The sequence below is a fragment of the Wolbachia pipientis genome, from assembly GCA_023052945.1.
Taxonomy (GTDB): domain Bacteria; phylum Pseudomonadota; class Alphaproteobacteria; order Rickettsiales; family Anaplasmataceae; genus Wolbachia.
In genome coordinates this window covers 1007185-1019978 of the sequence record CP095495.1, presented here as the reverse complement: position 1 = coordinate 1019978, position 12794 = coordinate 1007185, and the positions used below count along the sequence as shown (strand labels likewise).

Genomic DNA, 12794 nt, shown 5'->3' with positions numbered 1-12794 from the left:
TATATATTATGTAATTTTCTTGGAATGACAGCTATAATGGCTTTTTATTTATCAGAATTTTTTGCTTTCCTCTCAATATACCTACATATCAAAATGGACAATTCATATAGAATCAGCATAGGTATTGCAAGCCCTACTTGGCTTAGTACATCAGGTGGAGTTAAGATTGCGGCAATAATGAAAATTACCACTATTGCAATTCTCCGTTTGTTTGACAAACTTTGTGCAGTGAGCAGCCCTACTCTCACCATTAATGTGAGTATGACTGGAATTTGAAATGCGGTACCAAACGCAAACATGAATTGGAGAACAAGGTCTAAATATTCGCTAACCGACGGCATAAACTCTATTGGTATACCGAAAGATTTCCCACTATGTTCAAAAGTGATGAAAAACTTCCAGGCTAAAGGAAATATATAGTAATAGACTACAGTAGCTCCCGTTACAAATAAAACCGGTGTTGCAATTAAGTATGGCAACAACACTGCCCTTTCACTTTTATATAACCCAGGTGCTAAGAACATATAGAATTGCCATGCAAACACAGGAAAAGAGAGCAAAAGTGCACTCATTATTGCGACTCTAAGATACACAAAAAATGCCTCTGTTAAGTCTGTGTAAATTAAAGAAAAACCTTTGCTATCTTTTGTTACTTCTATTAAAGGTGCAAGTAAAAAACGGTATATATTTTCCTTAAAGTAGTAACAAAAACCAAAAGCAACGCAAAAAAATAGAAAGCAAAAGATAACTCTTTTTCTGAGTTCCGCAAAGTGCTCACAAAATGAAGCATATTTGTTTGGGTTTCCATTCATACTTTACTATGGCTCAATAATGCTATGTCTAACATTCTCAGCGAAAAAGCCCACTCATTGTCATACCACGCTGCAACTCTACAGATGTTGCCTGTAACATATGTACCAGTTAAATCCACAATTGCGCTATAAGGGTTATGCACAAAGTCTATTGAAACTAAAGGCTCCGTGCATATAGAAAGTACATTTGACATTGGATAACCCTCTGTCATCCTAGTACCCTCTGATGTCATCCCAGTGCTTGACACTGGGATCCAGAAATTAGATTCCAGCGTCACGCGCTGGAATGACGTAGAGGAGAGAGCTGCATCTTTAAACATTTCATTTATTTCTTTAACGGTCGCTTTCTTATCAGGTGTAAATTTAAAATCAACCATAGAAACATTGCTAACTGGAACTCTGACGGCAGTGCCATCTAGCTTTCCCTTTAATTCAGGAATTATAGAACCGATTGTTTTTGCTGCCCCGGTTGTAGTTGGCACCATAGATAATCCGCAAGCCCTTGCTCTACGCAAATCTTTATGATTACCATCAAGAACATTTTGATCATTCGTATAGGCGTGTATAGTAGTCATAAAGCCACTTTTTATACCTAGATTAGAGTGTAGGACTTTCACAATTAGAGCAAGGCAATTTGTAGTGCAAGAACCTGCTGATATCACTTTATGCTCTTTTTTGAGCATATCATTATTCACACCATACACTATAGTTACATCAGCGTCTGGTACTGGAGCAGAAACAATAACTTTCTCTGCATTGTGTCTTATTGCTTCTTCACGCTTGTTAAATGCACCAGTACATTCAAGTATTACATCAACATTCCAAGGAATATTTTCAGGGCTCCGTTCTCTATATAAAGAAAATTTTCTGCCATTTATAGATAACCAATTTTGAGACTCATTAAAGTCAATATCACCACTGAATTTGCCATGAACAGAATCATATTTAATCAAATGTGCATGCTGCTTTGCACTGAGCGATCCATTCACAGCTACAACTTCTATTTGTTTGCTATATTCTTCTATTTCGAAAATAGCACGCAATACGCCTCTGCCTATTCTACCAAGACCATTAATTCCTACACGAATCGTCATCTCTTCATTCAAAAAATTTAATTATAGAGGATATCACTTGATATTTCATTCTATTCTTTTGCTTTTCTATCGATATGAACATTATAGCAAGGAGACAGGGCTAAAAACTTACTTGACAAACTCCACCAGCCCCCTTATCATGAAACTGAAGCTATTTATTTATCTTCGCAATCTCTGCAGCAGATTAAAATGACAAGAAAACTTGTATTTGGCGTACTATTGTTTAATTTTTTGCACTATGTGCACCTCATGTCTTTATAAAACTTTTAGGTTTCTACCTATACAAGCCGAAACGCGCTTATAAAGCGTTCAAGACATCACCCAACGTCAAATTTTAAAATAGAGAGTGTAATAACTAGCTACCCTAGGGTTTCTTTGCCTTTTTTTTCTGCCTAGTAAATTTCTTAAACATTTATAGCTAAGGTTAGTTGCATTTAAAAGCAGCTAAATTGCAGTGTTTAAGACTTAAAAAACGCCAATACTGACAATAAACAGTGACTAGGGCTTCTTTTGCCTTTTTTTTCGTTTGGTAAGTTTCTTAATATTCATGGCTAAAGATTGCACGAATGTTGCAATTACAAAAGCGTTTCTACTAGGAGGGTGTCATCCCAGTGTCACGCACTGGGATGACAAAAAAGAGGCTACTCGGATGACAAGAAAGGAGCACTGCTATTATAGAGTGAAATGAGATCCCAGTGTCAAGCACTGGAATGACATCATAGGGGCTTGCATGACATCATTCTCCTAAGAAACTCACTCAACTAACTCTTCTTGTTGAACTAATATGTAGCCAAATTCGCTCGCTTTTTTGATCAAATTTTTTACAGTTCTATCTTTATAGCGTGTTTCATAGTATTCCATTCCTTTTTCTACATATTCCTGTCCGTATTTGAGCATACTATAAAATATGCATGCCATTTTTCTTGCAGTAGCTGTTATTGCTTTTGGTGCTCCTAGTCGTTTTTTCAATCTTCTGTAGTATGCACCCAACGCACTTTTACTATTTCCTACAGAATGAGCAGCTATTCGCAAAGCATTTGCAGCACGGTTAATGACTTTACGTGTTCTTGTGTTAAACACTTTTTCCCCTGTAACTTTATTAGCAGGACTGAGTCCCAACCACGATGAAAAGTGCTTTTCTGTTGGCCATTTACTATGGTTTATACCAACTTCTGAAATTATGGTTTGTATACTTAATACATCAAATCCAGGAATTTTAGTGAAATCCATACCAGTTATTCGGTGCAGTTCCTCATACAAAGCAAAGCTTGGCTTACTTTTGCTATTTTTATTCTTTTGCTTACTTAGCTGTTTGCTTTCACAAGACTTTGTTTCAAACGTTTTATAATAGGCTTCAATATTTCTATCACATTCTGCTATTTTTTCTTGATAAATATTATATAGTTCAAATTCTTGCTTTAGCGTGAATAAGTGTTCCTCTCTATAGTCACCAGCTAACGCTTTTGCAATAGTAGACTGATCATTTTTCATTCGCACGTCCCTGAATTCTGCCAATTTTTCAGAATCTCTTTCGCCTTCAATTATAGTTTCAATGATTTTCATACCAGTTATCCCAGTAATATGACTAATAACCTTGTGTAATTGTATATTCATTTGAATTAATGCCTTCTGCATACGCAGAATATGTGTAGATGCACTTTCAGTGAGATTTTTGCGTTGCCGCACGTAACTGCGCAATACACACATCTGATTATCTGGCCTAAACGACCCATGAAGCAGTCCGTAGCTATGCAGTTGTTGGAGCCATTGGCAATCTTGAACGTCAGACTTCCTACCAGGTACATTCTTTACATGCCGTGCATTTTACCTCGAATTTGTATGACTCAAGTATTTGAAATAAAGGAATCCAATATACTCCTGTTGATTCCATAGCTACTGTTGTAACTTTACACTTTTTCAACCACTGTGCTAAGTTATGAAGGTCTTCAGTAAAGCAGCCAAATTTCTGAACGCGTTCTTCCTTCAGGTACACACACATAGTGTACAGCTGAACCAATGTCTATTCCTGCTGCATTAGGATTCACTATTTCTAATTTACTTTTTGCTTTTTTCATGGTAACCCCTACATATAATTTGTAATAGGGAAACGCTTCAGCTTGGAACGGTTGATAGTACAATCTCCTAACCGAGGTAGTCTAAATGACTCCATCAATGATTTGACCGTTCCTTCCAAAACCATGCTTGCATACGGGCACTTAGGCACCATTGAAAATGTCGGTCATAACTGCAAAGGCGCTCCCTGTACAACTATACTTGAAAACTACTAAAAACTTAAATTTGTGTGTTTCTTTCTGATTTGACAGATTTCGTCTGTTCGATGCTTGCATCCAAGTAGTCAGGGCACTGGGATGACATCATAGAGGCACTAGGATGACACCTTGACAATCGTCATTCCGCTACTTGTTAGCGCCGCAGTGGTATGACGTAGAATTTTATAACCCAGTGTCCAATCTGGATTCTAGTTAGCGTTTTTAGTAACTAAGAAAAGTGCTTCCCCCTTTTAGAACACTGCATATAATAGAATTATATCGCAGTGTATTGCGAAACAAAATTCCCAATACTTAATCTACAGGAGGTTTTATGAGTAAGAAATTTCTCTATTCACCATTATCAATAAAAAGTATAGAAGAAAACGGCGTGTTTTCTGGTTATGCAAGCGTTTTTAATATAGTTGATAAACAAAATGATCTGATATTGCCTGGAGCATTTAAGAAAAATTTAAGTAAAAACAAGATAAAACTTCTTTGGCAGCATAATCCAGGTGAGCCTATAGGTAGTATCATAGATATTCATGAGAATGATGTTGGCCTATACATGATTGCACATTTACTTTTAGGTATCCAAAAAGCAGAGGAAGTATATTTAATGCTTAAAACTGGAGCTATTAATGGACTTTCCATCGGCTACATACCTATAGAGTATGATGTTGATCATAAAAACGGAGCTAGAGTGTTAAAACAAGTGGAATTGTGGGAAGTCAGTTTGGTCACTTTTCCTGCGAATTTAGCTGCCCAAGTAGTTAATGTAAAGAGTCAAGACAATGAACAGGAAATGTTGATAAGAGCAATAAAAAAAGCAAATGATGTGCTTACAAATACGTATATTTCTGCTTAAAGTGTATTAGGCAGGCAAAAGCTTTGCCATAGTTTGATACCTGCGTTAGTATTTATTTAATATTTACACTAATATATATAACTTTATTACTATTAAAATTTTCTGTAAATTGAAGTTAAAAAATAAGATGCTAAATACTAATAATACGGTTAATTATGAAATTAATGTTAAGCAAAAATACAGTTGGTCTACTGTGTTTGCTTGGTTGTACTTAAAAACGATTGGACGAATACTACCAAAGAAATGGAACAAATGGGCAGAAAATATTCTATATTACAATACAACTACTGGAAGTGATGAAACTCATACTGATAAAATAACAGATGAAAGTGCTCAAATTGATTTAAGACCTAAAATTACAGTAAAAGAGAGCCAGAGTGAAATAATAAGTAAGGATGAAACTACATTTCAAAATACGAAAATGCAGACCGAGTATGTTGAAACAACGGATAAAAATATTGGAGCTGACTTAAAACCTGAGGTTGCAGAAAAAGGGAGCCAGAGTGAAGTAATAAGTAAGGATAGAGAGGTTCAAACTGAAGAAAATAGTGAGTTCACTGATGAGAGTTGTTTTAGTACTGGAGTAAATGGTGAATTCATTGATGAAGACTACGATAGTATGGAAGAAATAAGCACAGAGGAGGAGGATATAAGTCAAAGTGCGATCCGAATAGTCGTGGTTTTGTGATGGTTAAATTCCATCTTCCCTAGACATCGGGGATAATGTATGTCTCACATCTTGGAGAATGGCAACCTCTGGGATGCAAGCATGAGACAAAAGCAGGTAATACCTAACCTTTATGGTAAATCCCTGCAAACAGAGTTAGATATGGTTACGAGAGGAACTTATGTTTGAATTGTCGTCAATATCAATATGCGAAATAAGGTTGATACGCATGGACCAAAATGGTATGAAGCACAAGAAGAATCAAGGTTTTGATGCTTGATTATGGATGTTTTCAGCTTCCGGCAAATAGTAAGAACCTAAGTTTAACGTGAAACGAAACCATGGAACGGAGTAACCACATGGAAGCTCTTATTATTCTTTATTTAAAGGATAATCAAGAAGGTAGCCAACCGAATGCTTCTATGTGGAAGGATTGTTTAAGAAGCTAATGCCCGAAGTAATATTTGGGATATGCAGACGTAAACACTGTAGTTTGGAAGGTAAAGTTGTGAATAGTAATAAATATGTTATAGACCAACAAAATGTTAGGTATAAATGGCGTACAATTCCTTGGCGTAAGTTAGAGAAATTTGTATTCAAGTTACAAAAGCGAATTTACCAAGCTGCAAAGTGTGATGATATCAAGAAGGTACATAAACTTCAAAGATTATTACTTAACTCAATGAGTGCAAAATTGCTAGCTGTTAGAAAGGTAACTCAGGATAACAGAGGAAAGAAGACAGCAGGTATTGATGGAAAGGCTAATCTTAATCAAGAAGAAAGATTGCAATTAGCATATTCTTTGGATATAAGAGAGAAAGCTAAACCATCAAGACGTATTTGGATTCCAAAACCTGGGAAAACTGAGAAAAGGCCGTTAGGCATACCTACTATTTCAGAGAGAGCAAAAGAAACACTTATGAAAATGGCGATAGAACCAGAGTGGGAGGCAAAATTTGAGCCAAACACATATGGTTTTAGACCTGGTAGATCATGTCATGATGCAATAGAGGCTATATTCATAGCTCTTGGAGGTAAGACAGCATTTATATTAGATGCTGATATTTCCGGATGCTTTGACCAAATTGACCAAAACGCCTTGCTAAAGAAACTCAATACCACACCAACTTTTAGAAAGATAATAAGAGGATGGTTGAAGGCAGGTGTTATGGAAGATGGAAAGTTTAAACCCACAAAACGTGGCACTATACAAGGAGGAACGATATCACCGTTACTTGCATGTGTTGCATTATATGGATTAGAACAATATGTCAAACAAGCATTAACAAATGAACTTTTTCAATTTATGAAAAAGAAGCGTGGTCAGGGATCGTATGAAGAGGTAAAACAATCAATAAGCGTAATCTTTTACGCAGATGATTGTGCGCCGTAGAGACACGGGAAGTGTTGAAGCTTGCAGTAGATGAGGGAGGGCCCCTCGGAGCCGGTTTGCAAGAGCAGGCTTCAAACAGCCATAAGCTGCTTTAGTAAAGAGCTAAGGTAGTGAGCGTTATGGAAAAGGCACAATTATGTGTCATGTATGAAATAGAGAGACGAACGTAAGTGAACCACTGATGAGGTGTCGAAAGCGTAGGGACGACGTCAAAACCAGGGGGTAGTCGTTAACCTGGGATAAATCTACCAGGAGCTTGTTTACTGGGTAGGTGGCGTCCGGCATAAAAGTGGCGTGAATCTATTTTAGGCTACTGCATGGAACTACGGGAACCTGTCGTTTTGATGATAAGGGAGAAGTCCAAAGAGCCGATCTCTGAGGATGAGAGTACCGATGCGAAAAACAGGGGCGGATCAGCTCGTAGTAGTGAAGAAGTTTCTGTAATGGAAATGGAGCGAAGGAGCTGAGTTATTTAGTTTTAATTATTTATCAACCGAAAGGGAGGAGTTAATGAATAAAACAAAGTCTTTTGATATGCCGAAGCAACTTGTTTGGAGAGCTTATAAACAAGTATCGAAGAATAAAGGAGCGGCTGGTGTAGACGAGGTTACGATAACAAAGTTTGAAGAAAATCTAAAAGATAATCTATACAAACTATGGAATCGGATGTCATCCGGAAGTTATTTTCCAGAGCCAGTAAAAGCTGTTGCAATACCGAAAGGTACAGGAGGAGGACAAAGAACTTTATGTGTTCCTTCAGTATCAGATAGGATAGCGCAAACAGCAGCTACAATGTATCTTGAACCGTTAGTAGAGCCGATATTTCATAAGGATTCATATGGTTATAGACCAAATAAGTCTGCATTGGATGCGGTATATACAGCACGGAAGAGATGTTGGAAAAATGATTGGACAATAGATCTTGATATATCTGGATTTTTTGACAATCTGGACCACGATTTAGCACTGCAGGCTATCAAGAAACACACAGACTGCAAATGGGTCATATTGTATGTTGAAAGGTGGATGAAAGTCCCGATTCAGCAAGCAGATGGCAACAAGGTAGCTAGGGATAAAGGAGTTCCGCAAGGAGGTTCAATAAGTCCAATCATCTCAAACATATTTATGCACCATGCATTTGATATGTGGATGAAACAAAATTACCCAACGGTACCATTTGAAAGATGTGTGGATGATGCGATAGTACACTGCAGAACTAAAAGACAGGCAGAGTTTATGAAAGCAATGATTGAAGAAAGATTGGCCAAGTGTAAATTGAAGTTGCGTCCTGAAAAGACACAGATTGTGTACAATAAGGACGACGACAGAAAAGAAGAATATCCCATACAAAGCTTTGATTTTCTAGGCTATACTTTCAGACCTAGAATAGCAAAGAATAAGATGAGGAATTATTTTGTCTCATTTCTACCAGCAATTTGTAACAAAGCCAAAAAGAAGATCAAGAAAACCATAAAGTCATGGAGAATACATCGGGTCACGTGGACCACATTAGAGGAAATATCGAAGAGAATAGATCCAATAGTCAGAGGCTGGTTTCAGTACTATGGCAGGTTTTATAAATCAGAGATGTATCCATCTCTCAGAAATATAGAGAGATACCTCATAAGATGGGTCAGAACCAAGTATAAGAAACTTCGAGATCACGGAAGGCTAGCAAAGCAATTTCTAGGAAAAGTGAGAAAGAGGTCTCCAAATATTTTCTATCACTGGACACTTGGGTTAGGATCAAAAGACTAAATAATGGGAGCTGTATAAACCGAGAGGTTTCCGTACAGTTCTGCGAGAGACTGGTGGGGAAGCTCCGCCGGTCTACTCTCCTTGTCATCATACATGAGAGTGAAGAAATTATTCTTAAGGCGAAAGTTCTGGTTGAAGAATGGTTAAAAACCATAGGTCTAGAGCTAAAGCCATCAAAAACAAGATAACTCATACTCTAAAGGGAGAAAAGCCAGGTTTTGACTTTCTGGGGTTTACGGTAAGACAATATCCAGTAAATCGTGGTAAGAGAAGCCATAAAACAATAATTATGCCAAGTCGCGAATCCGTGAAACAGCATACATGGGTCATCAAACACAAACTGAAGAAATTGCGTGGTGAATCGCAGGGAGCAGTAATAAAACACATTAACCCAATTATTAAAGGATGGTGTCAATATTACACTTCAGTAGTATCATGTAAGATATTTAGTTTGTTAGATCACATTATGTTTGGAAAACTTTGGAAATGGGCAGTATATAAACACCATAACAAAGGAAACCGCTGGATCAAGGAAAAATACTTTAAAAAGTATGGTAACGATAATTGGCGATTTATGACAAGTAATGGAGTAAATCTTACCAGACATGGAGATTACGTTATTAAACGGCATACCAAGGTGAAAGGAACCAAGACACCATATGATGGTGATTGGGTATACTGGAGTAATCGTCTGAAGAGAGTACCAGATAAGCCAACAAGAGTAACAAATTTATTGAAGTTACAACAAGGTAAGTGTGATTATTGTCAACTTTGGTTTAAAAATGATGATATTTTGGAAGTACATCACAAAGACCAAAATAAGAAAAACAATATAACCAAAAACTTATCTTTGTTACATGGACATTGCCATGATAATTTACACAGAAAGTGTGCATGACAAGCACCAAATTGCAGAGGAGCCGTATGACGGTAACCTGTCACGTACGGTTCTGCAGTCGAGTGGGGAGAGGTGACTTTCTCCACTTAGATAACAGTGACAGAGCTTAAAAAAAGGCCTAATATTCTTAATAAACGCTAGAAAGCTTTATGAAAATCAGAGTTGGAGTAATAGGCTGCTTAGGCAAAATGGGCAAGAAAATACTCAATGAATTAATTACAAATACCAAAGTGGAAATAGCAGGTGCTGTTGCCCGTTCAGGCAGTAAGTACATAGATTCAGATATTGGACCAATTATAGCCAATCTAGGAATCAAGGTTACAAGTTCTATTAGTGGCATATTTGAGTCATCTGACGTTGTAATAGATTTTACAACTAAAGAATGTATGTTAGACTGCCTTAAAGCAGCTGTAAAATTTAAAACACCGCTAGTTAGTGGCACAACTGGAATAGAAGGTGTCGATTTAAAAGAGTATGCTGCTGAAGTTCCGATATTATGGTCAGCAAATATGAGTGTTGGGGTTAATGTGTTGCTGAAATTGGTAAAAAAAGCTGCTGAGCTTTTAGGTAATGAATATGACGTTGAGATTTGGGAAATGCATCATAACTTAAAAAAGGATTCACCATCTGGAACAGCTATAGAACTTGGCAAAACAATTGCTAACGCTTCAAAAGTGGATTTTCAGTCCAATCAATATTTACATAGTGGTTCAAACATAAGGAAAAAGGGGGGAATAGGTTTTGCAGTATCTCGTGGAGGTGGAGTAATAGGAGATCACAGCGTGATGTTTGTTAATTCTGATGAACGGATAGAACTAAACCACAAAGCAATTGATCGCACAACATTTGCTAGAGGAGCTGTTCAAGCAGCAGTATGGCTATACGAAAATAAAAGAGAAATTCCGGGGCTCTATTCAATGCGGGATGTGATATGAGCAATACACGTGCCTCTGTTAAAGATTTAAATCTCTGGTATGGCTCTAAGCAAGTTTTATTCGATATAAATTTGAATATTTATAAAAGAAAAGTTACTACTTTTATCGGACCATCCGGGTGCGGTAAATCAACATTTTTGCGTTGTTTTAATCGTATGAATGACTATGTACCTGGATGCAAAACTGTTGGTGAATTAGATATCGATGGGCTGGGTGATATATATTCATGCGATATGGATGTTGTGCTACTCAGAGCAAAAGTTGGCATGGTATTTCAAAAGCCAAATCCTTTTCCAAAATCAATATATGACAATGTTGCTTATGGGCCAAAACTGCATGGTATGGTGAAGGATAAGCAAAAATTGAATGAGATGGTGGAAAATAGTTTAATTAAAGTTGGCTTATGGGAAGAATTAAAAGACAGATTGCAAGATAGTGCACTCGATTTATCTGGTGGCCAACAACAGAGGCTATGCATCGCTCGCGCAATTGCAGTGAAGCCAACTATTTTATTAATGGATGAACCGTGCTCCGCTCTTGATCCAATGGCAACCAATGCAATCGAAAATCTTATACAAGAGCTGAAATTAAGGTTTACTATAATTATGGTAACTCATTCAATGAAGCAAGCTAAAAAGTTATCTGATAGTATAATTTTCTTTCATAATGGCAGAATTGTTGAGTCTGGAAGTACTCAAGAAATATTCGAAAATGCTCAATCTCCCTTAACAAAGGAGTATATCCTGGATCATTAGGTTTCTGTCATCAAAGTAGCTTGGCTAGCTTTGTTTATCTGTTTTAACGCTCCACTAAACGGATACCCAATTGTTCAACACTATCAATTTCAATTTGTAAAGTGTCCTTTATAAATTCATTAGCCTGTCCTATGCTCATCGTAATTATATATTTATTTTCTTGAATACGTGGTAAATAGCTACATCTATGTGAGTCTAAAACTTCAATAAATTTGCTGCGATCATCTCTATAGTGAAAAATTACATTAACACCCACAGCTTCTTTTTTATTATATTTAATATCAATTTTTGGTTTATGGCCATAATTTGCTCCAATAACTCTTCTTACTGAGTGTTCTGTTGCCATTTTTATTGTTTGAGAGTCTGAAATAGGCACTGATTTATAATTATGAGCAACTACTTTAGCATAAACCGACTGGCTTTCTAATTTATCTGAGTATTTTTCATTACATTCTTTTACCCCTTTAAAATGTCTTTCATATTGAGTCAATCCATCTTTTCCTTTTTTCTCCATCCTTTGCAAGAATTTCTCTACTGGCTCTTGTTTGGCTGGAATAATTTTGCGTATAAACGGAATTTGTTTTTGCAAGCTAACCCAATATGGTAAGCAGACAACTTTTGCATCTTTCGAAAATAGACCCTCTAATTTTTTCACTGCATTGTATAAGTTTGCTGATTCTGGTTTATAATGCCCACTATTATTGTCTATATAAGTTATTTTACCATTTACCACTTTTATTAAACCAGAACATAAAACTGGCCTACCACCTGCAAGAGTTGAATGACGATAAGCCCATTCGCTTTTATTAACATTAATATGTTCATGAGTGACTAGCTTTCCATCAAGCGTGATCACATAAGCTACACAACCTTTTTCTCCCTTACTAATTTTATTAGTTGTATCATATAATTTGCCTCTAAAGTCTTTTAACTTATTACCTTCTATTTCTGGCATTAAGTCTATGTATAATTTTCCTTTATAAGTAATTTTAGCATGTTCCATTTGATCATCTGGAGTAAAATACTTAACCTTTGTATTAGTTCCAGGGATTTTTCTTTCTTTAACTCCAACTTCTGGAAATAAATTATAGCGTGGAAAAAAATATGTAAATTTACTTTCTATCCAGTATAAAATTCTGTTTATAATACCAAAAACTTTTTTGTTACCTAAATCAATAGAGAGTTGCTGTTCTTTTGATACTGTTTTATGATTGGACTTTGTACCAGATTTGCCAAATTCTTTGGCAGCATATTTAAACTTTTCTAGTAAATATTCCTTACGCTCTTTTGATATTGACATTTTTACCTCACCAACTATTATTTTATATTATTTTAGACAAAAAGTCA

Annotated in this window: 11 protein-coding genes and 1 pseudogene; 8 read left to right on the top strand and 4 right to left on the bottom strand. The window is 36.4% G+C overall.

The genetic code is table 11. The features are described from left to right. Nucleotides 1–44: 44 nt before the first annotated feature. Complete coding sequence (gene tatC, locus MWH06_04915) at nucleotides 45–812, bottom strand: twin-arginine translocase subunit TatC (protein UPA54639.1); 768 nt, start codon at nucleotides 810–812, stop codon at nucleotides 45–47. Beyond that, nucleotides 809–1906: a glyceraldehyde-3-phosphate dehydrogenase gene (locus tag MWH06_04910; protein ID UPA55757.1), complete on the bottom strand. Its 1098-nt coding sequence runs from the start codon at nucleotides 1904–1906 to the stop codon at nucleotides 809–811. Before MWH06_04910 ends, tatC begins: the two co-directional genes overlap by 4 nt. A gap of 547 nt (nucleotides 1907–2453) precedes the next feature. On the opposite strand from MWH06_04910, the gene MWH06_04905 reads away from it, so the two are divergent. After that, the gene (locus tag MWH06_04905) at nucleotides 2454–2594 is read left to right on the top strand and encodes a hypothetical protein (GenBank protein UPA54638.1); all 141 of its coding nucleotides are present in this window, start codon (nucleotides 2454–2456) and stop codon (nucleotides 2592–2594) included. Nucleotides 2595–2659: 65 nt separating this feature from the next. On the opposite strand, the pseudogene MWH06_04900 reads toward MWH06_04905, so the two are convergent. Next, a pseudogene (locus MWH06_04900) lies at nucleotides 2660–3981 on the bottom strand (IS110 family transposase). Between the two features lie 526 nt (nucleotides 3982–4507). Between MWH06_04900 and MWH06_04895 the strand changes: the two are divergent. The 7 genes from MWH06_04895 (at nucleotide 4508) to pstB (ending at nucleotide 11447) form a co-directional block, all read left to right on the top strand. Then, entirely contained in the window at nucleotides 4508–5041 is a 534-nt protein-coding gene (locus MWH06_04895; GenBank protein ID UPA54637.1) for an HK97 family phage prohead protease, read from the top strand. A 127-nt stretch (nucleotides 5042–5168) separates the two neighbouring features. Beyond that, nucleotides 5169–5729: a hypothetical protein gene (locus MWH06_04890; protein ID UPA54636.1), complete on the top strand. Its 561-nt coding sequence runs from the start codon at nucleotides 5169–5171 to the stop codon at nucleotides 5727–5729. A 403-nt stretch (nucleotides 5730–6132) separates the two neighbouring features. Continuing rightward, nucleotides 6133–7101: a reverse transcriptase N-terminal domain-containing protein gene (locus MWH06_04885; GenBank protein ID UPA54635.1), complete on the top strand. Its 969-nt coding sequence runs from the start codon at nucleotides 6133–6135 to the stop codon at nucleotides 7099–7101. Nucleotides 7102–7611: 510 nt separating this feature from the next. Next, nucleotides 7612–8859 (top strand): group II intron reverse transcriptase/maturase, encoded by a 1248-nt coding sequence (gene ltrA, locus MWH06_04880; protein UPA54634.1) that lies wholly within the window; start codon nucleotides 7612–7614, stop codon nucleotides 8857–8859. A 139-nt stretch (nucleotides 8860–8998) separates the two neighbouring features. Continuing rightward, a complete protein-coding gene (locus MWH06_04875) occupies nucleotides 8999–9757 on the top strand; it encodes a hypothetical protein (GenBank protein ID UPA54633.1) in 759 nt (252 codons plus the stop codon). A 149-nt stretch (nucleotides 9758–9906) separates the two neighbouring features. Beyond that, complete coding sequence (gene dapB, locus MWH06_04870) at nucleotides 9907–10692, top strand: 4-hydroxy-tetrahydrodipicolinate reductase (GenBank protein UPA54632.1); 786 nt, start codon at nucleotides 9907–9909, stop codon at nucleotides 10690–10692. Next, the gene (gene pstB, locus MWH06_04865; protein ID UPA54631.1) at nucleotides 10689–11447 is read left to right on the top strand and encodes a phosphate ABC transporter ATP-binding protein PstB; all 759 of its coding nucleotides are present in this window, start codon (nucleotides 10689–10691) and stop codon (nucleotides 11445–11447) included. Before dapB ends, pstB begins: the two co-directional genes overlap by 4 nt. Nucleotides 11448–11490: 43 nt before the next feature. Here pstB and MWH06_04860 read toward each other — a convergent pair whose 3' ends face one another. Beyond that, the gene (locus tag MWH06_04860) at nucleotides 11491–12747 is read right to left on the bottom strand and encodes a hypothetical protein (protein UPA54630.1); all 1257 of its coding nucleotides are present in this window, start codon (nucleotides 12745–12747) and stop codon (nucleotides 11491–11493) included. Nucleotides 12748–12794 lie beyond the last annotated feature (47 nt).

What these genes read in the sequence shown, in the direction of transcription:
- tatC (UPA54639.1), bottom strand. Translation starts at nt 812, where the DNA reads ATGAATGGAAACCCAAACAAATATGCTTCATTTTGTGAGCACTTTGCG.
- MWH06_04910 (UPA55757.1), bottom strand. Translation starts at nt 1,906, where the DNA reads ATGACGATTCGTGTAGGAATTAATGGTCTTGGTAGAATAGGCAGAGGC.
- MWH06_04905 (UPA54638.1), top strand. Translation starts at nt 2,454, where the DNA reads ATGGCTAAAGATTGCACGAATGTTGCAATTACAAAAGCGTTTCTACTA.
- MWH06_04895 (UPA54637.1), top strand. Translation starts at nt 4,508, where the DNA reads ATGAGTAAGAAATTTCTCTATTCACCATTATCAATAAAAAGTATAGAA.
- MWH06_04890 (UPA54636.1), top strand. Translation starts at nt 5,169, where the DNA reads ATGCTAAATACTAATAATACGGTTAATTATGAAATTAATGTTAAGCAA.
- ltrA (UPA54634.1), top strand. Translation starts at nt 7,612, where the DNA reads ATGAATAAAACAAAGTCTTTTGATATGCCGAAGCAACTTGTTTGGAGA.
- MWH06_04875 (UPA54633.1), top strand. Translation starts at nt 8,999, where the DNA reads ATGGTTAAAAACCATAGGTCTAGAGCTAAAGCCATCAAAAACAAGATA.
- dapB (UPA54632.1), top strand. Translation starts at nt 9,907, where the DNA reads ATGAAAATCAGAGTTGGAGTAATAGGCTGCTTAGGCAAAATGGGCAAG.
- pstB (UPA54631.1), top strand. Translation starts at nt 10,689, where the DNA reads ATGAGCAATACACGTGCCTCTGTTAAAGATTTAAATCTCTGGTATGGC.
- MWH06_04860 (UPA54630.1), bottom strand. Translation starts at nt 12,747, where the DNA reads ATGTCAATATCAAAAGAGCGTAAGGAATATTTACTAGAAAAGTTTAAA.